The organism is Streptomyces sp. NPDC046349 (assembly GCF_055587885.1).
The window spans coordinates 1-22262 of the sequence record NZ_JBVJFK010000014.1 but is presented as its reverse complement, the minus strand read 5'-3'; the positions used below and the strand labels follow the sequence as shown (position 1 = coordinate 22262).

The 22262-nt window shown below is 72.2% G+C and carries 21 protein-coding genes and 2 pseudogenes; 13 read left to right on the top strand and 10 right to left on the bottom strand.

Going from position 1 to position 22262, the window contains the following annotated elements; genetic code table 11:
* Nucleotides 1-14 precede the first annotated feature (14 nt).
* Together ACZ6JS_RS29115 and ACZ6JS_RS29110 are read right to left on the bottom strand one after the other, a co-directional pair.
* Nucleotides 15-680 carry a TetR/AcrR family transcriptional regulator gene (locus tag ACZ6JS_RS29115; protein WP_469302278.1) on the bottom strand — a complete coding sequence of 222 codons (666 nt, stop codon included), beginning with the start codon at nucleotides 678-680 and terminating at the stop codon, nucleotides 15-17.
* 137 nt (nucleotides 681-817) lie between these two features.
* The gene (locus tag ACZ6JS_RS29110) at nucleotides 818-2425 is read right to left on the bottom strand and encodes a right-handed parallel beta-helix repeat-containing protein (RefSeq protein WP_469302276.1); all 1608 of its coding nucleotides are present in this window, start codon (nucleotides 2423-2425) and stop codon (nucleotides 818-820) included.
* A 667-nt stretch (nucleotides 2426-3092) separates the two neighbouring features.
* Here ACZ6JS_RS29110 and ACZ6JS_RS29105 point away from each other — a divergent pair.
* The 4 genes from ACZ6JS_RS29105 to ACZ6JS_RS29090 all read left to right on the top strand — a co-directional run bounded on the left by ACZ6JS_RS29105 (nucleotide 3093) and on the right by ACZ6JS_RS29090 (nucleotide 8026).
* Nucleotides 3093-4307, top strand: coding sequence for a cytochrome P450 family protein (locus ACZ6JS_RS29105; protein ID WP_469302275.1), 1215 nt, complete (start codon nucleotides 3093-3095; stop codon nucleotides 4305-4307).
* A gap of 401 nt (nucleotides 4308-4708) precedes the next feature.
* The gene (locus ACZ6JS_RS29100; RefSeq protein WP_469302274.1) at nucleotides 4709-4978 is read left to right on the top strand and encodes a hypothetical protein; all 270 of its coding nucleotides are present in this window, start codon (nucleotides 4709-4711) and stop codon (nucleotides 4976-4978) included.
* A gap of 22 nt (nucleotides 4979-5000) precedes the next feature.
* Entirely contained in the window at nucleotides 5001-6206 is a 1206-nt protein-coding gene (locus ACZ6JS_RS29095; RefSeq protein WP_469302272.1) for an FAD-dependent oxidoreductase, read from the top strand.
* Between the two features lie 314 nt (nucleotides 6207-6520).
* Nucleotides 6521-8026 (top strand): PP2C family protein-serine/threonine phosphatase, encoded by a 1506-nt coding sequence (locus ACZ6JS_RS29090; RefSeq protein ID WP_469302270.1) that lies wholly within the window; start codon nucleotides 6521-6523, stop codon nucleotides 8024-8026.
* 123 nt (nucleotides 8027-8149) lie between these two features.
* On the opposite strand, the gene ACZ6JS_RS29085 is transcribed toward ACZ6JS_RS29090, so the two are convergent.
* Nucleotides 8150-9955 carry an ABC transporter ATP-binding protein gene (locus ACZ6JS_RS29085; protein ID WP_469302269.1) on the bottom strand — a complete coding sequence of 602 codons (1806 nt, stop codon included), beginning with the start codon at nucleotides 9953-9955 and terminating at the stop codon, nucleotides 8150-8152.
* A gap of 69 nt (nucleotides 9956-10024) precedes the next feature.
* On the opposite strand from ACZ6JS_RS29085, the gene ACZ6JS_RS29080 reads away from it, so the two are divergent.
* Nucleotides 10025-10609, top strand: a complete 585-nt coding sequence (locus ACZ6JS_RS29080) for a TetR/AcrR family transcriptional regulator (RefSeq protein ID WP_469302267.1) — start codon at nucleotides 10025-10027, stop codon at nucleotides 10607-10609.
* Between the two features lie 97 nt (nucleotides 10610-10706).
* Here ACZ6JS_RS29080 and ACZ6JS_RS29075 read toward each other — a convergent pair whose 3' ends face one another.
* Together ACZ6JS_RS29075 and ACZ6JS_RS29070 are read right to left on the bottom strand one after the other, a co-directional pair.
* Nucleotides 10707-11603, bottom strand: a complete 897-nt coding sequence (locus tag ACZ6JS_RS29075) for a polysaccharide deacetylase family protein (protein WP_469302266.1) — start codon at nucleotides 11601-11603, stop codon at nucleotides 10707-10709.
* Between the two features lie 167 nt (nucleotides 11604-11770).
* Entirely contained in the window at nucleotides 11771-12160 is a 390-nt protein-coding gene (locus tag ACZ6JS_RS29070) for a ribosomal maturation YjgA family protein (RefSeq protein ID WP_469302639.1), read from the bottom strand.
* 337 nt (nucleotides 12161-12497) lie between these two features.
* On the opposite strand from ACZ6JS_RS29070, the gene ACZ6JS_RS29065 reads away from it, so the two are divergent.
* Nucleotides 12498-13166: a hypothetical protein gene (locus ACZ6JS_RS29065; protein WP_469302263.1), complete on the top strand. Its 669-nt coding sequence runs from the start codon at nucleotides 12498-12500 to the stop codon at nucleotides 13164-13166.
* An 85-nt stretch (nucleotides 13167-13251) separates the two neighbouring features.
* Here the strand turns inward: ACZ6JS_RS29065 and ACZ6JS_RS29060 are convergent, their stop codons facing one another.
* Complete coding sequence (locus ACZ6JS_RS29060; protein WP_469302262.1) at nucleotides 13252-13821, bottom strand: helix-turn-helix domain-containing protein; 570 nt, start codon at nucleotides 13819-13821, stop codon at nucleotides 13252-13254.
* Nucleotides 13822-13948: 127 nt separating this feature from the next.
* Between ACZ6JS_RS29060 and ACZ6JS_RS29055 the strand changes: the two genes are divergently transcribed.
* The 4 genes from ACZ6JS_RS29055 (at nucleotide 13949) to ACZ6JS_RS29040 (ending at nucleotide 17668) form a co-directional block, all read left to right on the top strand.
* Nucleotides 13949-14728 (top strand): ABC transporter permease, encoded by a 780-nt coding sequence (locus ACZ6JS_RS29055; protein WP_469302260.1) that lies wholly within the window; start codon nucleotides 13949-13951, stop codon nucleotides 14726-14728.
* Entirely contained in the window at nucleotides 14725-15441 is a 717-nt protein-coding gene (locus ACZ6JS_RS29050; protein ID WP_469302258.1) for an ABC transporter ATP-binding protein, read from the top strand. Before ACZ6JS_RS29055 ends, ACZ6JS_RS29050 begins: the two co-directional genes overlap by 4 nt.
* 62 nt (nucleotides 15442-15503) lie before the next feature.
* A complete protein-coding gene (locus tag ACZ6JS_RS29045; protein WP_469302257.1) occupies nucleotides 15504-16511 on the top strand; it encodes an ABC transporter substrate-binding protein in 1008 nt (335 codons plus the stop codon).
* Nucleotides 16512-16546: 35 nt separating this feature from the next.
* Entirely contained in the window at nucleotides 16547-17668 is a 1122-nt protein-coding gene (locus ACZ6JS_RS29040) for an aryl-sulfate sulfotransferase (RefSeq protein ID WP_469302256.1), read from the top strand.
* Between the two features lie 204 nt (nucleotides 17669-17872).
* Here the strand turns inward: ACZ6JS_RS29040 and ACZ6JS_RS29035 are convergent.
* Both ACZ6JS_RS29035 and ACZ6JS_RS29030 read right to left on the bottom strand, forming a co-directional pair.
* A pseudogene (locus ACZ6JS_RS29035) lies at nucleotides 17873-18110 on the bottom strand (glutathione S-transferase family protein); the annotation flags it as partial.
* An 87-nt stretch (nucleotides 18111-18197) separates the two neighbouring features.
* Nucleotides 18198-18755 (bottom strand): TetR/AcrR family transcriptional regulator, encoded by a 558-nt coding sequence (locus tag ACZ6JS_RS29030; protein WP_469302254.1) that lies wholly within the window; start codon nucleotides 18753-18755, stop codon nucleotides 18198-18200.
* A gap of 72 nt (nucleotides 18756-18827) precedes the next feature.
* Between ACZ6JS_RS29030 and ACZ6JS_RS29025 the strand changes: the two genes are divergently transcribed.
* The 3 genes and pseudogenes from ACZ6JS_RS29025 (at nucleotide 18828) to ACZ6JS_RS29015 (ending at nucleotide 20893) form a co-directional block, all read left to right on the top strand.
* Nucleotides 18828-19985: an FAD-dependent monooxygenase gene (locus ACZ6JS_RS29025; RefSeq protein WP_469302253.1), complete on the top strand. Its 1158-nt coding sequence runs from the start codon at nucleotides 18828-18830 to the stop codon at nucleotides 19983-19985.
* Nucleotides 19986-20217: 232 nt separating this feature from the next.
* Nucleotides 20218-20283 (top strand): annotated as a pseudogene (locus ACZ6JS_RS29020) (hypothetical protein); the annotation flags it as partial.
* 106 nt (nucleotides 20284-20389) lie between these two features.
* Complete coding sequence (locus ACZ6JS_RS29015) at nucleotides 20390-20893, top strand: IS5 family transposase (RefSeq protein WP_469302252.1); 504 nt, start codon at nucleotides 20390-20392, stop codon at nucleotides 20891-20893.
* Here ACZ6JS_RS29015 and ACZ6JS_RS29010 read toward each other — a convergent pair.
* Both ACZ6JS_RS29010 and ACZ6JS_RS29005 read right to left on the bottom strand, forming a co-directional pair.
* Nucleotides 20885-21181: a hypothetical protein gene (locus ACZ6JS_RS29010; protein ID WP_469302250.1), complete on the bottom strand. Its 297-nt coding sequence runs from the start codon at nucleotides 21179-21181 to the stop codon at nucleotides 20885-20887. The two genes, ACZ6JS_RS29015 and ACZ6JS_RS29010, sit on opposite strands and share 9 nt — an antisense overlap.
* Nucleotides 21182-21773: 592 nt before the next feature.
* The coding region (locus ACZ6JS_RS29005) for an ABC transporter permease (protein ID WP_469302248.1) at nucleotides 21774-22262 on the bottom strand (489 nt) is incomplete at its 5' end.

The window sequence follows — 22262 nt, the reverse complement described above, 5'->3', positions numbered from 1 at the left end:
ACCGCGCGGTTCGGTCATTCGCAGCCGCTGGAGGAACCGACGTCCTGCTGCAGTAGTTTCAGGGCCGCGGTCGCCAGCCGTTCGGCGGTGAGGTGTGGTTCGTCGGCCGGCAGGACGAGATGGCTGATGGTCATGCGGACGATGACGTCCGCGGCCATCTCGACCGACTCTGTCCGCTGTCGGGGGTAGCGCGCGGCCAGCCAGCCCTGGACGAGGGTTTGACCGGCATCGAAGATGGGGTCCGCTCGGGCCGTGAGATAGGGCAGCAGGCTGTCGGAGCCCTTCCGGGCGGCTGTGATCACGGCCCGTATGAGCGGCCGGTTGTCGGCCTCCTGAAGTACGTAGAGGATGGCCGACCGGAGGCAGGCATGGGAGTCGGGTGCACCGGGATAGAGGGCATCGGCCACACCCGTCAGGAACTGCCGGGTCTCGAGGACCACCAGCGCGCGGCCCAGGCCGGCGCGGTTGCCGAACTCCTTGTACACCGATGGGCGCGACACCTCGGCGCGGGCGGCGACCGCCGAGAGGCTGACCTGGTCCCAGCCGGCTTCGCATGTGAGGTCGCGAGCGGCGTCCAGTACGCGCTGCCTCATCTGTTTGCGCCAGGCAACGCGCGGGGGGTCTGGTACCGGCTGCCCCGTGGAGGTCGCCGCTTCGATCCGGTGCATTGCCGCCGCCATGGTGGTTCAGTCTGTCAGGGGCCGAGGCCCGGCCGGCGAACCGGCTGGTGAGCGCGGTCCGGCGGGCAGCGCGCACGGGTGCCGACCCTCGGGGCGGGCCGGCACCACGTTTCGGCGCCTCGAGTGATCCGAAGGGATCAGGAGCGCTTGCGCCGCGCCGCGAAGAGGAGGCCGCCACCGATGACGAGGACCGCCGCCGCGATGCCGAGCGGGAGCACCGGGTCGGAGCCGCCCGTCGCTGCGAGCGGCCCGCTTCCGCTGTGCGGCGTCAGCCCGGAGCCATCGGAGACGTCGGAGGCCTGCGCCCCCGGTGAGCCTGCGGGGGCAGTACCGGCGGACGGGCCACTCCCGGCGGGTGCGGCACCTTGCGGGCCTGAGGAGGAGGTCTCGGAGGCACTTGCCGGGCCGCTGCTGCTCTTGGCACCGAAGGCGTATGCGCCCCGGTCGGGCGCGCCGCCGGCCCGGCGGGCTCCCGTGAAGTCGGTGGTCACGGCGGCGAACGGCGTGCCCGAGCCCACGGCGGGGGAGCCCTCGCTCAGCCGGAAGTCCGCGTCCGCCCCGGTGCCCGTCCGGGCGAGCTTCGGATCGGCGATGACGTCGTTGGGGCCCTGGACCTCGGGGGCCTTGCCGCCGAAGTAGATGTTGTAGTCGTAGGTGACGTCGACATTGCGGGATTTGCTGTTCGTCGCCTGCCCCGCCCGGCCGTACGCGATGTTGTTCAGCAGCCGCACGTCGGTGCTGTCATGCGCGAAGATGTTGGCGTAGCTCTCCATCCGTGTGCTGCGCCCGTTCGCGTAGGCGGTGTTGTGGACGATGTCGACGTGCTGGCTCTTGTAGGAGTGGATGCCGGAGCCGCCGTTGTCGTACGAGAGGTTGTTGGCGACCAGTACGCGCCCGTTGTAGGCGGGGTGATCGGCGTCGCCTTTGAGAGTGTCGATGATGATGCCGTTGCCGTCGGAGTAGCAGCCGCACTTCTCCCATTTGATCTTGGTCTCGTTGTCGTGGACGCGATTGCCGGTGATGCGGATCTTGTACGTCGCGGCGTCGCCGCCAACCACGTCGCGCGGCGTGAGGACGGAGATCCCACTGGTTGCGTACACCGCGTACCAGGAGGTGCCGTGCACGTGGTTGCCGGAGATGGTCACGTGATCGGAGTCGATGGCCGATATGCCGCCGCCGGCGCAACCGTGCACCTCGTTGCCGGTCACCTCGATGTGGTGCGACAGCCCGCCCGTGGACCGGTCCTGTTCCACGGAGATGCAGTTCGTGTTGTAGGTGGGGTCGCCCTTCTTCGACTCCCGTTCTGCTCCGGCCAGGGTGAGGGCTGCGTTGTTGCCCTTGACCTCGAGGTTTCTGACGGAGATGTAGGAGGCGCCGGAGATGCTGATGCCGTTCCACGCCTTCACCGGGTGGATCACCGGACGGTGGCCGGGATGAGCCGTGAACGTAATGGGGGCGCCGGGGAGGCCGGAGCGCTTGATGGTCAGCACGTTCGACCCCGCCGAACGCTCTGAGTACGTCCCGTTCATGATCGAGACGGTGTCGCCCGGCTCGACGCTGTCCGCGGCCTTTTGGAGGGTCCGGAAGGGAGTGCGGGTCGAGGTGCCCGAGTTGCTGTCGTTCCCGCTGGGGCTGACGTAGTACGTACGGCCCGCGGCGTGTGCCGTACCGGCTCCCATGGTGGCGAGCGGCGCGCAAAGAGCGAGCAGTGCGGTGGTCAGGGCGAGGGTGCTCGTGCGTTTCACTGTTGCCTGGTCTCCCAGTTTGTCCTGGCGAAGCGGTTGGTGCCCTTTGTCGGCCCTGGTCGAGCCATGAGGGGCGCGCAATGGATGCGTCGAGTCCGGATCGCCGCGCCGGGTCAGGGCGCGTGGGGCGGTGAAGCCCGGCACGATGGGCACTCAAGTCCGCTGTGAGGGGGGTGAGTTGCGTGAGTGACGGTTCCAGACTCGAAAGATGAGAACAACCCCGGACCGGGTGTAAATGTTCTGACGATCCGTCACGTCGAACTCTGGGGATGGTTGACACTGCGGAGGGGTCCGGCCCGGGTGAGGGATCGCACGAATCGTGGACGTGGTCGTCGACGAGCGCCCGACAGGACGAGGCGCTTTTCCGGCTGAGAATTGGCTCTCACAACGCCCTGTCAGGCCAACGCTTGGGCAACCGCCGAGGCGAAACCCCTCACGAGGAGAAACAGCGGGCCGGCACATCCCGCGCCGAACGGCATCGTTGTGCTGACGTCCACGCGCTGCGCTCTGTCGGAGTTGCGGCCGTACCGACCATGCCGCCCCTGGCCGGCCCTGCAGCGACGGAACAGCGTGCCCACGTCCTCACCGGGCGATCGAGTGCGTGCATGACGCCGCCGCGGCGCCGGTGCCGGAAGGGCCGGCCGCCGCATGACCCTAAGGTGGCCTTATGGATCTTCAGGGAGAACTGATCGAGCACCCCCACTCCGTCTACGACCGGCTGCGCGCCACCGCGCCCGTGTGCCGCATCACCGGCACCGACGGCACCCCGGCATGGCTGGTCACGCGGTACGACGACGTACGCGCCGCCCTCGCCGATCCCAGGCTCTCCCTGGACAAGTCCCGTGCCGCCGAGGGTGGTTACCGGGGGCTTTCGCTGCCGCCGGCTCTGGATGCCAACCTGCTCAACATGGACCCCCCTGACCACACCCGTATCCGCAGGCTCGTGAGCCGCGCCTTCACCCCACGCCGCACCGAGCAGCTCCGCACGCCCATCCGCGCGACCGCGGACCGCCTCCTCGACGCCCTCGGCCCAGCCGGAACCGCCGACCTGGTCGCCGCCTACGCCGCCCCCCTGCCGATCGTCGTCATCTGCGACCTGCTGGGCGTGCCGGAGGACCGCCGCTTCGACTTCCGGACCTGGACGGACGCGCTCATCGCCCCGGACCCCAGCCGACCGGGCGCCGCCAGGGAAGCGGTGGTGGCGATGCTCGGTTTCTTCACCGAGCTCATGGCGCACAAGCGCAGCCGGCCCGGCGACGACCTGCTGTCCGACCTGATAGCAGTCCGGGACGGCGGTGGCGATCCGGACGGGGACGGTGGCGGCGACCGGCTCAGTGAGGACGAGTTGATGTCGCTCGCCTTCCTGATCCTCTTCGCCGGGTACGAGAACACCGTCCAGCTCATCGGCAACGCGATCCACACGCTCCTGGAGCACCCCGAGGCACTCGCGCGCCTCCGCAAGGACCCGTCCGGGCTCCCGGCCGCCGTCGAGGAACTCGTACGGTACGAGGGCCCCGCGCCCCTCGCCATCCGCCGCTTCCCGACCGAGGACATCACCATCGCCGGGGTCACCGTCCCCGCGGGGGAGACGGTCCTTCTCTCGCTCTCCGCGGCCAACCGCGACCCGGCCCGCTTCCCCCGCCCCGACCTCCTCGACCTGGACCGCGACACCTCGGGCCACCTCGCTCTCGGCCACGGCATCCACTACTGTCTCGGCGCCCCACTGGCCCGCGCCGAGACCGAGATCGCCCTGGCCGCGCTCCTGGAGCGCTATCCCGTCCTCGAAGCCGCGAGCCCCGCTCCCCGCTGGCGGCCCTCCTTGCGCGCCCGCGGCCTGACGGAGCTCCCGGTCCGCTACGACACGGCGCGCGCCCCGCACTGATCCCGAGAGCGGCCCGTGCCCCGACCGGCCCGTGCCGGAGCTTCCTGTGGGTCATCGGGAAGTACCTGTCGCACGGCGTGGACGGATCCTGCCGATCGCGTGCCCGGGGGCTCGTCCAGGGCGTGCTGTGGTGCGAGGCGTGGCAGGCGACGCTCCGGCGGTCCGTCCGGTGCACGGGGCCGCCTTCCGCCGCGGCAACAGCGTCCGGAAGAATCCGGTGGCATGATCGCGAAACACTCCGACGGCCTGGCCGCCGCCTCCTCGGCGAGTCGGGCCACGACTCCCCGGACTTCGTCCACCTCCTGCAGGGCATCCTCGCCTTCGAAGGCGAGCGGGTGTGGAGCGCGGGCCGACTGGAAGGGCTGTTCACGGACGAGTACGAAGTCGACTGCCCGGCGTGCTTGGCGACGTTGTTCGTCGCGTTCGGCGAGTACGGAACCTTCGCCTCGGCCGGCGACTACGTGACGTCCGATCCGGTCAAGGCAGCGCTGCTGCCGGAGGAGCCGGCCGCCCTGCACCCGCTGCCCGCCCGCCTGCACCGGTGGGCGAGGGAGGCGGGGCAGGAGAAGGTCGCCCGCGGTCCGACGTACCTCTTCGGCCGGGCCACCTGTCCGGACTGTGAGGAAGTGTTCGCCGTGTCGGACCAGGTCCTGAAGATGTACTGGAAGTGACGAACCGAACGGAGGGGTGCCCATGCAGAGACATCACGCGGTGGTGGCCGGGGCCGGGATCGGCGGCCTGACCGCCGCCGTCGCACTGCACCGCCGCGGCTGGCGGGTCACCGTCTGCGAACGCGCCCCCGAACCGCCCACCACCGGCGCCGGCATCGGACTCGCCCCCAACGCCCTGCGCGCCCTCGACACCATCGGCGTCGACGCAGCCCGGGCCGCCGGCAGCGCCGTACCCGCCACGATGGGCGTACGCCGCTCCGACGGACGCTGGCTCACGCGCGCAGAGACCTCCTACATGGCGGCCCGCTACGGCATGCCGCCGATCGCCGTACCGCGCCCGGCCTTCACCGCGGCCCTGGCCGCCGCCCTGCCGCCGGAGGCCCTCCGCTACGGCACCACCGTGACCGGCGTGACCGACCCCACCGGCCGCCCGACCGTCCGTACGGCCGAAGGCCCGGACCTCCCCGCCGATCTGGTCGTCGCCGCCGACGGGATCCACAGCCCCCTGCGCCGCGCCTGCTTCCCCGGCCATCCCGGCCTGCACTACATCGGAGAGACGGCCTGGCGGACCCTCGTCGACGCCCCGGACCTGCGGATCCCGTCCATGAGCGAGACGTGGGGGCGGGGGGAACGCTTCGGCGTGACACCGCTCGCCGACGGCCGGTACTACCTCTACGCCACCGCGGTCGTCCCGGCCGGCACCCGGTCGGCCGACCCCCGCGTGGAGCTGCACCGCCGCTTCGGCACGTGGCACGACCCGATCCCGGCCCTGCTGGACCGCGTCGGGCACTTCGCCCTCGCCGACGTCCTCCAGAACGACCTGTACGACCTGGCCGCCCCGCTGCCCCGCCTGCACCACGGCCGGATCGCCTGGGTCGGCGACGCCGCCCACGCCATGGCCCCCAACCTCGGCCAGGGCGGCTGCCAGGCCATCGAGGACGCGGTGATCCTCGCGCACCTGCTCCCGGCTGGAGCCGTCGGCGACGGCGCAGACCACGGCGACGCGGTCCCGGCCGCCCTCGCCGCGTACACCGCGGCCCGCCGCGGCCGCACCGACACCGTTCGCCTCCGGGCCCGCCGCGTCGGACGCCTGGGCGCCCTCCGCAATCCGCTCGCGGCGACGGCCCGGGACCTCGTGGTCCGTGCGACCCCGACCCGCCTGGCCCTGCGCGGCATGGACGACCTCTTCAACGGCTTCCGCCTGCCCGACCAGAAGACGAGTGGCTGAGGGCTGTCCCGTAGTCCCCGGCCGGCGCACGAGGACAGCTACGGCGCCTCGCAGCGTCCGCGACGGCCGGATACGCGCAGCGTCCGGACGCCCCTGCGCCTTGCAGCGCACCGCGATGGCCGGGCGATGACCCACGGTCGGCGCGAGGCGTTCACTCCGGACGCACCTCGACCGGCTGTGCGAATCGGGCGGGGTGGCGGCGTCTGGGCCGTCCGGCGGGGGTGCGGCGTGCACGCGTGTCGCAGGGAGAGGGACGATGAGATGGCTGGGAGGGTAGGGCCCCAGCCTGCGGCGGCCGGAAGGAGAGCCCGGAGATGGGAGCGATCGAGCCCTCGTACGGCGACCCCCAAAGGGAGCGCCCCGCCGCCTCCGGGCCGGGCGGCCTGCTCGACGTGCTGCGCGTGGCCGCCATCCTCCTCGACGCCGAGGGCAGGATCGATCTGTGGAGCCCCCAGGCCGAGGAACTGTTCGGTTACACCGCGGACGAGGCGCTCGGGGAATACGCGGGACACCTGCTGCTCCACGAGGAGCACCTCCCGGTGGTGCTGGACATGTTCGCCGAGGTCATGGAGGGCGGGGCCAGCTGGGTCGGCGTCTTCCCCGTCCGGCACAAGGACGGCAGCACACGCATGGTCGAGTTCCGCAACATGCGGCTGCTGGACTCCCAGCAGGAGTACTACGCCCTGGGCCTGGCCGCCGACCAGGCGACGGTGCGGCAGGTGGAACGCGACCTGGCACTGTCCGCCCGGCTCGTGGAGCAGTCGCCGGTCGGCCTCGGCGTCCTCGACACCGACCTGCGCTACGTCTCGGTCAACCCCGCGGAGGAACGCCTCAACGGGGTGCCGGCCGCCGAGCACGTCGGGCGGCACGTCCACGAGGTGCTGCCGGCTGTGGACCCGTCCTTCGAGGCCGCGATGCGCGAGGTGCTGGCCACCGGTGTCCCCATCGTGGACCAGTACACCGTCGGCCGTACCCCTGCCGACCCGGACCACGACCATGCCTGGTCGATCTCGTTCTACCGGCTCGAAGCGCCCAACGGGACCGTGCTGGGGGTGGCCACGGCCAGTGTGGACGTCACCGAGCGGCACCGCGCGGTCGAAGAACAACGCCACACCGCACTCACCCTCCAGCGCAGCCTGCTGCCGCACACGCCGCCGTGGCGGCCGGGCCTGGAAGTCGCCACCCGCTACCGCCCGGCCCAGGCCACCATGGAGATCGGCGGCGACTGGTTCGACGTGATCCCGCTGAGCGGCGACAAGACCGCCCTCGTGGTCGGCGACGTCATGGGAAGCGGAGTCGGGGCCGCGGCCAGCATGGGCCAGCTCCGCACCGCCACCCGCACCCTGGCCGACCTCGACCTCGACCCCGCGCAGGTCCTGCACCACCTCGACCACGTCACCGAGGGCCTGGAAACGATCGCGACCTGCGTCTACGCCGTCTACGATCCGGGCACGGCGCAGTGCCACCTCTCCCTCGCCGGGCACCTGCCCCCGGTACTGCTGCGGCAGGACGGCTCGCGCGAGCTCCTCGACCTGCCCACCGGAGGGCCGCTCGGCGGCGTCGGTGTCGCCTTCCACACCGCCACCATCTCCGTCGAGTCGGGCGACCAGCTCGTCCTCTACACCGACGGCCTGGTCGAGACCCGAGACGATCCGATCGACGAGCGCCTCGACGTCCTCCTCCACGCCCTGGACGACCCCCGCCGCCCACTGGACGAGACCTGCGACCTGCTGCTGGACACCATGCGCCATCCGGGAGTCCACGACGACGTGGCCCTCCTGATCGCCCGCGCCACTCCCACTCCCGACCAAGCCGGCTGACCCCTGCCGCCGTTGCGCGCCGCCGACCCCCGCCGTCACGCCGTCACGCCGTCACGCCGGCCCCCGCCGTCACGCCGGCCCCCGCCGTCACGCCGGCCCCCGCCGGTCCTGCGCCGGTCGCCCTCATGCCACCTCCGCCCCCGCGGTGGTGGCCAGGCGCAGGGCCGCCACCAGTTCGCGGTAGAGAGCGTCCGTCTCCAGCAGCTCCTCATGGGTGCCGCGGGCGCGGATCCGGCCCGCCTCCATGACCACGATCAGGTCGGCGTCGACCACCGTGGAGAGGCGGTGTGCGACCGTCACCACCGCACCCGTTGCCGCCCGGCTCCGGATGCAGTCCTGCACCGCGGCCTCCGTCAGCCCGTCCAACTGCGCGGTCGCCTCGTCCAGCAGCAGGACCTCCGGCGTACGCAGAAGGGCGCGCGCGAGCGCGATGCGCTGGCGTTCGCCACCGGACACGTGCGCCGACGACAGCTGGCCGTCCAGGCCCCCGTCGAGCGCGTCGACCTTCTCCGTCAGCCGTACGTCCCTCAGCACGCGGCGGAGTTCCTCCTCCGTGGCGTCCGGCCGGGCGAGCAGCAGGTTCTCGCGGAGGGTGCCGGGGACCACGGGGGTGTCCTGCTCGACGTACGCCAGCCGCGCCCGTACCTCGGAGTGGCTGTAGTCGCGGTACGGCCGTCCGTTCAGGAGCAGTTCGCCGTCGACCGGTTCCAGGAACCGCAGGACGAGCGAGAACAGGGTCGTCTTGCCGGCGCCCGACGGTCCGACGATCGCGGTGTGACCGCGACGGGGGACGGCCAGCCGTACGCCGGTGACGGCATGCGCGGACTCGGGGCCGTACGCGGCGCTGACACCGCGCAGTTCGAGCACCGGCACATCCGCCGGGTGGGCGGTGTCCGCCGTGCGGACGGCCCTCTCGTCGTCCCGGCCCGGTGCGGTGTCGTCACCCTCCGCCGTCAAGTCGGCGGTCTGCCGGATGCGTTCGGCCGCGGCCATGCCGGCCTGCAGGGAGGTCACGTTCTGGCTGAGCGTGCTGACCGGCTCCATCAGCGTGAACGCGTACAACAGGAAGGCGATCAGGCTGGAGACCTCCAGGCTCCCCTCGCCGACGCGCCAGGCTCCGACGCCCAGGATCGCGATGATGGCCAGCTGGATACCGGACCCGGCGACCGTCCAGGCCAGCGCCTCCTGGCGGACCGCCCGGATGCCGTGGTCCGCCGCGGCCCGGGCGTCGGCCACGATCCGTTCGGCGGCCCGTTCCTCGGCGCGGCTCACCTTCACGGTGCGGATGGCGCGCAGCGTGCCCTCCAGAAGGCCGCCGAGTCGGCCGATGTGCTCCTGGGCGCGCTGCTGCGCCTTGCCGATGCCCGGCATGAGGAGTGCGAAGAGCACGGCGGTCACGGCCACGGCGGCCATGGTGGTGGCGAGCAGCACCAGGTCGAGCACACCCATCAGGACCAGGCTTCCCACGAGCATGACGGCACCGTTGACCAGGCCGACGAACGACTGGGCGGTGGCCTCGCGGAGCAGGACGGTGTCCGAGGTCACGCGGGTGACGAGCTCACCGGTCGGACGCCGGTTGAGGGCGGGCACGGTCGCGTGCAGGAACCGTCGCACCATCGACTCGCGGGCCTCCAGCACCACGTGTTCGCCCACCGCGCCGAGCATGCACCACTGCCGGTAGGACACGGCGGCACCGACGACGAGGAGGGCGAACAGCGCGGTCACGGGGCGCGTGAGCGAGGTGGAGGCGTTCAGGGCGTCCAGCACCCATTTGGTGATCATGGGCGTGGCAAGGCCGAGCGCGGAGCCGGCCAGGGCCAGGACCAGTCCCGCAGTCAGCGTGCGGCGGTGCGGGCGGGCGAAGGACCAGAGGACGCGCAGCCGGGGCGCGTCGAAGGCGGCGCGGGGCGGTGGTGTCGAGTCAGCCATGCAAAAATGGAACATCGATGTTCCATTACGGTCAAGTGAGTTTCATTGGGGGCGCGCTACGGTACGCCCATGGAGCATGACCACATCGCGCCGGCGAACACCGAGACCGCCACCCGGGCCCGCACACGGCGCGCGATCCTCGACGCAGCCGTCACGGTCCTGTCCGCCAACCACGCGGCGTCTCTCGCGGACGTGGCCGAGGCCGCCGGAGTCGGACGTACCACCGTGCACCGCTACTTCGCCGAACGCTCGGACCTGGTGGCGGCGCTCGGAGCGGACGTACGGGAGCGGCTGCAGGAGGCGACCGTACGCGCGCGGGTGGACGACGGACCGGCCCCGAAGGCGCTGGAGCGGCTCTGCCTGGAGTACTTCGAGCTGGGGGATCGGCTCATGCTGCTGTTCGACGTACCGCAGTTCCTGAGCTGGGCGGGCTTCGAGGAGGAGACCGACTCCGACCGCGTCCTGGTCCGCCTCATCCGACGAGGCCAGGCCGAGGGCACGGTGGACACCGATGCGGACGCCGAGTGGCTGCAGAACGTGCTGTGGTCACTGCTGTACGCGGCCTGGATGCAGGCACGCGACTACGGCACCCCCCGTCACACAGCCGTCTCGTACTGCCTGCACACCCTGCGGAAGGCCATGGCGGCTTCCTGAACCGGCGGTCGGGCGGTCGGGCGGCAGGTCCCGGACGCGTGACTTCCTCGCCGTCCGCTTCCCCGCCGCCGCCCCGCTGCCCGCGGACGCTTGACCGCTACGGGGTCGTGCGCGCCGGAAACGCGAAGTGGTAGCCCTGCGCGGTGAGCCAGGGCAGGTACTGCTTGAGCGCCGCCACGGTCTCGCTGCGGTCGCCGCCTCCGTCGTGGAAGAGGACGGTCGGCTGCTGGGGAAGCTTGTCCTCGAGGACGGAGATGATCGACGGCAGGCCCGGACGGCTCCAGTCCTTCGGGTCCACGCTCCAGCCCAGCGGCCGCATCCCGCTCGCCGCGGCGATCGCCCGGCTCTCGGGGGTGAAGGCACCGCCCGGTGCGCGGTAGTAGCCGACCGGGACCCCGGGGGCGGCCTTCTCGATCATGGCCTTGCCCTCGAGGATCTGCTGCTTCTGATAGGCGACGGGCTTGTGGTCCATGGTCACGTCGTGGTCGACGGAGTGGTTGCACAGGCGGTGCCCGTCGGCGGCGACCGCGCGCACGAGCTCCGGGTACTTCTGCGCCTTGGTGCCGATCACGCAGAACGTGGCCTTGACGCGGTTCTTCCGCAGCACGTCCAGGACCTGGGGCGTCCAGCGGGGGTCGGGGCCGTCGTCGATGGTGATCGCGACGGCCCGGCCCGGGCCCTGTGCCAGCCGGGAGATCGCCAGGGGTATCCCCGCGGCGCTGCGGGCGGATCCCGCGGTTCCGGCCGACGCCTCGGGACCGGAGGGCTTCCCGGACGCGGGGCCCTGCGCCGAGCCTGCCACGGGCTTCTTCGCCGGGCCGGCCGCGGGCTTCTCGGCCGAGCCTGCCACGGGCTTGTCCGCCGGGTCGGCCGCGGGCTTGTCCGCGGCGGCGAGGGCCGGGGTGCCGGAAACGGCCAGGATGCCGAGGACGACCGCCGTGGCGGCGGATCCCGCACGCCGGACGCGGCGAGCGGAACTGCTGGTGACTCCCATGGACGCGCTCTTCCTTTGCGCTCGGCCCCCCGATCTCGCGTTGCCGATCCAGGCTAGGTCATCCGCCCGGGGGCCCTCATGGACCGATCGGCCGGTCCCAAACCGCGTAGAGCGGGGCCGGAGAGGGCCTGTCGGGCTCAGGGCGCCCCCCTCACGTGTGAGGAGTCTCACCGGCGGCCGGCCCCGGACGTGACCCGGCGGCGCCGGCTGATCGCCGTGTGCAGCAGCCAGCCGCCCGCCGCGCCGATCACGTACCAGAAGAGGTCCGGCGCGTTGAAGGTGGAACCGAGGACCAGCCGGGCTGCCACGCTGTCGCGGGACAGGTCCGCCGGTATGGAGGTGAGCTGGAAGAGCTCGACGGCCCAACTGACCGCGAGCGCGGTTCCGGCGGCCCGCCGCGGCGTCCACCGGGGCGCGACCAGCACGACGAGGGCCATCAGCAGCACGGTGTACAGCGCGTCCCCTCCGTACCCGGCCACGCTCCCCGCCGCGACGGCCCGCAGCCCGAGCCCGGCGCCGACCGTCACCGCCGCGGCGCCGGCCGCCACCAGCCGCATCCGTACGGGGTCGGGGGTGTCGGCACGGTCACCGGATCCGGGTATGAGGGTCACCGGGCCGATCCTGCCGGATCCGGCCCCCGCGGGGCCCGCACCTCGCCCATGGGGTGAACGAGTCCTGCCTCGACTGAGAACCGCCGGGCTGGTACGGAGGCCAGGGGGCCCATGGGCTCGGAGATGATGATCTCGTTCGCATGCCCGCCCGCCCGCCTGCCGGCCGACCGTCAGCGCGCCTGCTCCCCGCGGCCGCCGCCCGTTCGGGGAGCAGTCCTCCGGCCGACGGCCGGCACCCGGCTCACGCATGTCGACGCGATCGGCCGCTTCTAGGGTGGGCGGCGTGACGATACCTGTACTTGCCCTTGCCCACCGGCCGTTGACCCCGGCGGCTGTCGCCGAGCTCGTCGCTCTGCCGGCCGAGCCGCACGTGCACGACCGCGACGTGGACGCGGTGATCCGCCACCGCGGATGGAGCTGGGAACACGACCTGGTCTGCGACTCCTTCCGCACCGGACACGGACATGTCCTGTGCACTGAGGGCCGCAACCCGTTCGGGCAACCGGGCGCCCGCCATTTCCTGGTTCTGGGCGAGGTCTACCCCGTCGACCCGGACGACGAGAGCATGGCGAACGGACCCTGGCTCTACGGCCTCGTGGACGACTGGCAGGAGCCGGCCGGATGGAGCGGCCGCCGACCGGGCACCGATCAGGACTGCGAGCACGTCCTGGCGCAGGCTGCGCGGGCGGTGGGCGAGTGCCTCGGGTCAGCTCCCGAGCGCACGATCCTGTCGTCCGCAGCCGTGGTCACGGGGCCCGCGCTGACACACCGCATCTGGCGCACGGGCACCCACGCGCTGGTCCTCGGACCGGCGGCGGACAACGGCCCCTACGGCTACCTCACCCACCTCCAGCTGTCCTACACGCCACTCGTCTGCGGCCCTGACCGCCTGCCGCCCGCGGCGGACGCCCAGGGCCTGGCCGCCTGGATCCGCGCGCACGTCGACTGGTGACCGAGGCCCCACCGGCGGCCCCCGACGCAGGCTGCACCATGATCCACGACCCCGGGGCGTGGGCGGCTCCGACGCCGCTACGGGCTCAGACGTTCGCGATCACCAGGAGGGTGCGGGCCGGGGACGGGCCCGACAACCGGCAGCGGTGGGGGACTTCGCCGCGATGGTGGGCGCTCTGGCCGGCCCGCAGGGTCAGCGGCTCCTCACCCTCGACCTCCAGCACCACCTCGCCCTCCAGCACGTAGAGGAAGTCCTCGCCCGGGTGCTCGAACCAGCCGCGCTCGCCCTGATCGGGTTCGAAGTGGTGCTCGTACGCCTCCATCAGCGCGCTGCGCCCGCCGGGGATGAGCACCTGCGCGACCTGCCCCGCGGACTCCTCCACCCGGATCACCTGCGGGTCGCTCTCGTGGCTGACCGCACCCGGGCGCGCGGGCGGCCGCAGGAAGGCACCCGGGCTCATGTCCAGGGCCTCCGCGATCCGGTAGATCGAGCTGAGGCTGGGCGTGGTGAGGCCGCGTTCGAGCTGGCTGAGGAACGGCTGGGAGAGGCCTGAGCGGGCGGCGAGGACGGCCATGGAGACGCCGCTTCGCTTGCGGCAGCTCCGGATCACCCGTCCGACCTCGATCGCCTCGGGCGTGGGTTCGGGTCGAGACACGCTGGTGAACGTACCCCATCACCGATCAAGGACCGGTGCCCCGGAGAGGTTTCGCACAGCTGCAACACTCCCGTCATAAGCGTGGTCAATTATTGACCTCACTTATCAACGATCGAGGAGACGCTCCGTGCACGCCACCCCTTCGCCGCCCGGCCGGGCCCTCGGCCGACTGGGCCCGGCCCTGGGCGCGGCAGCCGCCGTGCTCGCGCTCTGGTACCTGCTCGCCCGGTCCGGCGCGGTGGCCCCGGCGCTCCTGCCCACCCCCGCCGAGACCCTGGCCGCGCTCGCGGACAGCGCCCGCAGCGGCATCCTGGCCGCCGATCTCGCCGCCAGTCTGACCCGCGCCGGCCAGGGCTTCGCCCTGGGCGCCCTCATCGGCAGCGCTCTCGGCTTCGCCACCGGCTACCTGCCGCAGCTCTCCGCCGCCGTCACCCCCGTCGTCTCCTTCCTGCGCCCGATACCGGCCATCGCCCTGGTGCCGCTCGCGACAGCCTGGTTCGGCATCGGGGAAACCGCCAAGCGCCTCCTCATCGCCTACGCCGTCCTGCTCGCGGTATGGCTCTACGTCCACGACGGCGTGTCCCGCGTCCCGGTGTCCCACCTGCGGGCCGCCCGGACGCTCGGCGCCCCGCTGCACCGCCGGTTCGTCGAGGTACTGCTGCCCGCCGCCGCGCCCGCCGTGCTCGCGGCGCTGCGCTACGGGGCCTCGGTGGCCCTGCTCGCCCTGGTGGCCGCCGAACTGGGCGGCGCGGACAGCGGTCTGGCGTACCGGCTCCAGGTGGACGGCCAGTTCCTGCGCGTGGACCGGATGTTCGCGGGGCTGCTCGTGCTCGGGCTGCTCGGCGTCGCCGTGGACCTCGCACTGGCCGCGGTCGGCCGCCGCATCGTGCACTGGAGCACTTCATGAGCCTGGCCGTGCGACTGGAAGGGCTTTCCGTACGCTACGGAGCCGCCCCCGTCCTGGAGGAGACGGACCTGGAACTCCCCGCCGGGTCGTTCACCGCCCTGCTCGGTCCGAGCGGATGCGGCAAGTCGACGGTCCTCGGCGCAGTGGCCGGCTTCGTGCCGCCCGCCACGGGTCAGGTGACGGCGGGCTCCCGGCCCGTGCGCGGACCGGGCCCGGACCGGGGCGTGGTCTTCCAGCACTACGCGCTCTTCCCCTGGCGCACCGCACGCGGCAACGTCGAGTTCGCGCTCAAGCGGCTCGGACTGCCGCGCGCGGAACGCCGCCGACGCGCCCTGGAGGCCCTCGCCGAGGTCGGGCTGGCGGACGGCACCGACAAGTACCCGGCACAACTGTCGGGCGGCATGCAGCAACGCGTCGCCCTGGCCCGCGCCCTGGCCGCCGAGCCCGAAGTGCTCCTCATGGACGAGCCGTTCGGGGCCCTGGACACCCTGACCCGTACCCGCATGCAGCGCCTGCTGCGGGAGCTGTGGCAACGCCGCGGCACCACCGTCCTGTTCGTCACCCACGACATCGACGAGGCCCTGGCCCTCGCCCAGCGGGTCGTCGTCCTCGGCGGCGCCCCCGGCCGGTTGCTGGCCGACCACCCCGTCCCCGACGGACCTCCCGACCCGGACCTGCGCTCGCTCATCGCACGCCACCTCGGCTCCGGCTGAATCCCTGGCCCCACCCCCCACCCCCCGCCCCCCGTTTCCATCCGCTCCCGGAAGGCCCTCCGATGCTCAGACTCCGCGCAACCGCCGCCCTGCTCATGGCGGCCCTGCTCACCACACTCGCCTCGGCCTGCGCCGACGGCTCCGGCCCCGCGAACGGCAACGGGCGCGGAGGCCGCACCGCCGTCACCGTCGTCGGCAGCGACCAGCTCGGCGGCGCACCCCTCTACATCGCCGAGGAACACGGACTCTGGTCCGCCGAAGGCATCGACGCCACCCTCACCACCCGGCCCACCGGCCGTGACGCCCTCAACGCCGTCCTCGGCGGACAGGCGCAGCTCGGCGTCGTCGGAGACCTGCCCACCGTGACGGCGGCGCTCGGCGGACGCGACCTGCGGATCGTCGCCGACCTGTCCCGCTTCTCCGACTGGCGCCTCCTCACCCGGACCGACCGGGCCGTCACCGGCTTCGACGCCCTCAAAGGCCGCAAGGTCGGAGTGCCCCAGGGCACGAACGCCGAGTACGCCCTCTCGCGGATGCTCGCCTCCGCACAGCTGACAGCCGCCGACGTGACCGTCGTCAACCTCGCCCCGAGCCAGGTCACCTCGGCGCTGGCCCGAGGCGACATCGACGCCGGCGTCACCTTCCCCAGCTTCTACGAGGCCGCCCGCTCCACGCTCGGCGAGCGCTACGCCGAGCTCCCGTTCACCGGATACACCGCACGAACCCTGCTCGTCGCCGGCCCGAGGACGAACGACGAGACCACCGCCGCCGTACTGCGCACCGTCCTGCGCGCCCAGCGCGAGATCGGAGCGGACCCGGTCCGCGCACGTCAGGCCGTCGTGGCCCAGTCCAAGGGGGCGCTCCAGACCGCCTACGTCGACGCCTACCAGCCCCGCTACACCTACGGCGCGACGCTCTCACCCGAGCTGCTGACCCAGCTGGAGGAGCAAGCCGCCTGGGCCAAGGCCGCCCAAGGCCTGCCCGGCGCCGCCGACCGCGCCGCACTCCAGCGGCACCTGAACCCCGAACCGCTCACGGCCGTCGACCGGGCGGCCGTCACCGTCCGCTGACCCCCCAACACCCGAACCCGAGGAGACACCTCCCCATGAGCGTCGACCAGAACACCCTTCGCCGCCGCGGCGTCGGCCTGATCGCCCACGACCCCGAGCGCAGCCACGGCGGCTACACCCTCTACACCCCGATCACCAGCGCCGGCGAGATCCACCTCGTCGACATCGAGGGACGGACCGCGCACACCTGGAACTCCCCGCACCCGCCCGGCCGCCAGGCGCAGCTCCTGCCGAACGGAAACCTCTTCTACGCCGCCAAGGACACCGACAGCCCGACCCTCTTCCCCATCTGGGACGTCTACCACGGCGGCATCTTCCAGGAACTGGCACCCGACTCCACGGTCGTCCGCGAGGTCCGGCACCCGTTCCACCACCACGACGCCTCACCGCTGCGCAACGGCAACCTCATCGTCACCGTCGTCGAACCTCTCGCCCCGGCCGACGCGGCCCGCATCCGCGGCGGCATCCCCGGCTCCGAGGCACCGGGCGGGGTCATCTACGGCGACGTCGTGTACGAACTGACCTGGGACGGCAGGGAAGTGTGGCGCTGGGCCGCCATCGAACACCTCGACCCCGAGGACTTCCCGCTCAACCCGCACTTCGCCCGCGAGCACTGGCCCATGGCCAACACCGTCAACGAGAGCGCCGACGGCTCCCTCGTCCTGGGCTTCCGCAGCGTCTCCTGCGCCGTGGGCGTCGACCGCTCGGACGGGCACGTGCTCTGGCACATCGGCCCCGACGTCCTGGCGCAGCAGCACCATCCGCACGAGCTGGCGAGCGGCACCATCCTGGTCTTCGACAACGGCACCTACCGCGACACCACCTCCGTGCCGTACTCGCGTGTCCTGGAGCTGGACCCGCGCACCGGCAAGGAGGTGTGGTCCTACCAGGACAACCCGCCGCAGAACTTCTACAGCCCGTACATGTCCAGCGCCCAACGCCTGCCCAACGGAAACACCTTCATCGCCGAGGGCTCCTTCGGGCGGCTCTTCGAAGTCACTCCCGAAGGCCGGGTGGTGTGGGAGTTCGTGGTGCCGCAGTTCCGCTCGTTCGGCGACGGCGTAGGCCTGGAGTCCTCGGCGGGCGCCCAGAACTCCGTGTTCCGCGCCCACCGCTACTCCGCCGACCAGATCCCCTGGCTGGACACGACGGCCTGACATCCCAGCGCGTCCTCCGGTCGCCGGGCCCGACGTCGGCGCGGCCCTTGATGACACCCCGTCCCGGGTGCCCGCCGGGGTGGCCGCCCGTTGAGCCGGTGTCCCTGTCCTCAGCTCCCGATCGTCCTCACGGTCGCGCCGGTGCCCGGTGCCCGGGGACCGGCGTCGGTGCCGGCGTCCGTGATCCGTGCCCGGTGCGGATCGCGGCCGGTCCACGATCCGCACCGCCGCGCCGGCACCCTCCTGGCCGCGGTTGTGGGCGTGAGGCCTGCGCGCGATGTCGTCCAGGTCGAGGCGCTGCCCGAAAGCGGGATGGGACGAGCCGACGCGCGTACGACCAGAGACGGGGATGGTCGGTGATCCGGTACACCGCCGCCGCGTCCAGGTGCCAGCGGTGGACCGTGTCCAGCTGCACCAGCGTCAACCACAACTGCACCTCGGCCCAACTGATCGTTTCAGAATGACCGCGTGGGTGGCGGCGACAGATGAGGCTGCAGGCCAGTTCGAGGGGGACCTGGACGCCCGGGTCCTAACGTAGGGCGGCGGCGACCAGGCCTTCGAGGGCCTCGCGCGGTACTTCGCCGCCGCTCACCAGCCGGTCGAAGACCAGTCCGTCGATGCAGGTCAGCAGGATGTGACTGCGATTCTCGACGTCCGTCACGCCGTGCGCGGCGAGGAACAGCCGGACAGCATCGCGTCCGGCGTTCTCGCGGGGTACGAGGATCTCGCGCAGCTCACGGTCACGCACACTCTCGACGGCGCAGGCGTAGCGAGCGAGCGAGCGGCGGCGGCCCTCGCCGGTGAGTCGCTGTCGGGCTAGCAGCACCATGCCGTCCACCAGTTCCTCGGCGGTGCGAAGGGGTGGAAGCTCTTCGGCCATCGTTTGCAGTTCCGCCTGGTCGAGTTGGACCAGGCGTGTGACCAGACCGGTGAGCAGCGCGGCCCGGGTGCGGAAGTAGGCCGACGTGGTGCCGGGCGGCATGGCCGCTTTGCGGTCGACTGCACGGTGGGTCAGGCCGCGGACCCCTTCGTCGGCAAGTACGTCGAGAGCCGCGTCCGCGAGGAGGGTGCGCCGATCCGAAGCCATGACTCCTTTCTACACCTGTAGAGCCTCAGATAGAGTCACCCTTCTACAGGTGTAGAAAGGTGAGGGTTCGGCATGGGCAACACGGCAGTGGTGGTCGGAGGGGGCATCGGCGGGCTGGCCGCCGCGATCGGACTGCGCCGCATCGGATGGGAAGTAACGGTCGTCGAGCGTGCCTCCATGCCTGAGGACGCGGGGGCGGGCATCTCACTGGCCGCCAACGGCCTGCGGGCACTGGATGAACTCGGCGTCGGCGACGCGGTACGGGATGCCTCGCGAGGCCAGTACAACGGCGGCACTCGCACACCACAGGGCGGTTGGCTGGCCCGGATGGACGGCTCGGCGCTGGAGAAGGCGGTGGGCACACCGATCATGGGCATCCCCCGCTCCACCTTGCACCGACTGCTTCGCGACTCCCTGCCCGCCGAGGCACTGCTGATCGGCTCCGAGGCGGACTCGGTCGAGCAGCCCGGCCCTGGGACGGTTCGAGTCGGCTGCGGCGAGACCGTCCTGGACGCCGATCTGGTAGTGGCTGCCGACGGCATCGGCAGCAAAGTGCGCAGCCGTCTCTTCCCAGCCCACCCCGGTCCGGTCTACAGCGGCTCGACGGTGCTGCGCGCCATCACCGAGCAGGCGGTCGACCTGCGCACCGACTTCGAGCTGACCTGGGGGCACGGCACCGAGTTCGGGCACATCGCCTTCCACGACGGGCGGGCCGAGTGGCACGCCGTCCTCAACCTCCCCGCCGGGACGCGGTTCGCCGACCCACTGGACGAACTGCGCAGACGATTCCATACCTGGCACGACCCGATCCCCGCCCTGCTCGACGCGACCCGGCCCGCCGCCGTGCTGCACCACGACGTCAACGAATTCCGCACACCGCTCCCCTCGTACACCGTCGGCCGGATCGCGCTGCTCGGCGACGCGGCACACGCGATGACCCCCAACCTCGGACAGGGTGCCTGCCAGGCGCTGGAGGACGCAGTCACCCTGGCCGCCGCGCTAGCCGCCGAGGCCACCGTGGAGGCCGCGCTCGCTCGCTACGACGCCGAGCGCCGGCCGCGCAGCCAGGCCGTCGCGCGGGCCGCGCGGCAGGCCGGGCGGATGGGTCAGCAGCTCTCCCACCCACTGGCCGTCGCCCTGCGGAACACGGCGATGCGGCTGACACCCTCCCGTGCCGCAACGCGCATGATCCTTCGGCACCACGCCTGGGTCCCACCACAACTGAGCTGATCCGATTCGCGTCCCGCCAACTCACCACCAGACGCCTTCCGAGACAAAGTCGAGCTGCGGTTCTTGCCGTTGGCGGTCACGGTGGGCAGGGTGTCCGGGTGGGTGCTGATCTTGTTCCGGACGACCTGTGGGAGCGGGTGGCTCCGCTGTTGCCGCGTGCTCCCGAGCGTAGTTACCGCTATCCCGGGCGACTGCGTGTTCCCGACCGGGTGGCCCTTGCTGGCGTCTGGACGTGCTGCGGACTGGTGTCGCATGGCGCGACGTCCCTACGGAGACTGTGGGCTGCTCCGGGGTGACGGCGTGGCGCCGGCTGCGGGACTGGACCGAGGCCGGCGTCTGGCCGCGTCTGCACGCGGCTCTACTGGCCGAGTTGCGGAGCGCCGACCTGCTGGACCTGGACGACTGTGCCGTGGACGGGTCGCACGTCCGGGCCCTCAAAGGGGGGGGACCACGTCGGCCCATCACCCGTCGACCGCGCTCGTGCTGGCTCCAAGCACCATCTGATCGTCGACCGCCACGGGACCCCGCTCGCCGTCACACTCACCGGCGGCAACCGCCATGACGTCACCCAGCTCATGCCGCTTCTGGACTCGGTCCCACCGATCCGGGGCCTGCGAGGACGGCCCCGCCGCAAGCCCCGGCGCCTGTACGCGGACCGGGGCTACGACTTCGACAAGTACCGCCGCCTGTTGTGGAAGCGCGGCATCAAACCCGTGATCGCCCGACGCGGCGTCACCCACGGCTCTGGCCTGGGCAAGGTCCGCTGGGTGGTCCAGCGCGCGTTCGCCTGGCTGCACCAATTCAAGCGACTTCGCATCCGCTACGAGCGACGCGCCGATCTTCACCAGGGTCTGCTCGAACTGGCCTGCAGCCTCATCTGTCTGCGCCGCCTGCGAGCCTCATTCTGAAACGATCAGTAAAGGGCGCGCGTCGGCGCCGTCCGGGTACAGGCGCGGCCCGGAGGCCCCGAACCGCCGCGTCAGGTCCTGGACGATGTCGGGGGTGCGGGTTCTGACGATCCGTCCGGCCCAGTCGTCGCTGAGGACCGGGGCCGGCGACGGCCCGGGACACAGGTGCGAACCGGCCTCGTACAGTGGGCGCAACGCCGGGTACCCGCTGCCGTCGGACGCGTCCGGTACGGCGGGCAGCAACGCCACCGTGAGGACGTCGTGCAGGCCCGGCAGGCTGTGCGTCACACCTATCCGCAGACAGTTCGGACAGGACGGCGTCAGAGCCGGTAGCGGTGCGGAACGGCGGGGAAGCCGCTGCGGGCGTCACCGCCGATCCTGCTCCGGAAGGACGGTACGGCTTTCGGGTACGTGGCGGGCGGACATGCGTCTCCCCGGGACGGCGCGGGCACGGGCATGCACGACGACGGCCGGCGGCGGCTGCGACGCGGCCGGGACCCGGTGGGGGAGTGCGCGGCGGGGTGCGTGCGCGACGGGTCAGGAGCGGGCGGGCGCGGGCCCGCCGTGGCTCGGGGAACTCGCCGCACTGCCCACGCGAAGCAGGTCGATGTGGCTGCCGGAGGCCAGCGGCGGCCGGGCGGGGAGCCGGCGACGGAATGCACGCCATCGGTCCGCGGCCCCGCCTGGAACGCCCCATGGTTACCTACCGGTTCACCAGGCTTCGCCGAACCGGAGTTTCGATCCGTGTCCGGGCGCTGTCACGAGGGCCTGCTGCCGTCGGTGGCCACGCGGAAGCCGATGGTGCCGTGGAGCCGTCGGCTGTGTCGGAGCTGTGGGCCGCGATGCGACCGGCGGCGAGCCGTGTCGCGAGAGCCGGCTTTCAGCTCTTCACCAGGAGGCCGCGGCTGCGCAGGACGTGGCGTTCGATCGGGCTGAAGATGAGCAGGTCGATGGCGATGCCGACGGCGAGGATCAGGATGATGGCGAGGAACACGCCGGGCAGGTCGATGTTGTTGCGGCCGTTCTCCAGGAGCTGGCCCAGGCCCAGGCCCAGGTCGGGGGAGGAGGCGATGATCTCGGCGGCCATCAGCGAGCGCCAGGAGAACGCCCAGCCCTGCTTGAGGCCGGCGACGTAGCCGGGCAGCGCGGCCGGCATGACCACGTGCCGGGCGCCGCGCAGGCCCGTGGCGCCGAGGGTGCGGCCGGCGCGCAGGAACAGCGGGGGGACCTGGTCGATGCCGGAGACGAGGCCGTTGGCGATGGACGGGACGGCGCCGAGCAGGATCACCGTGAACATCATGGCGTCGTTGAGGCCGAACCAGAGCACGGCCGGAGGGACCCATGCCACCGACGGCAGGGACTGCAGGCC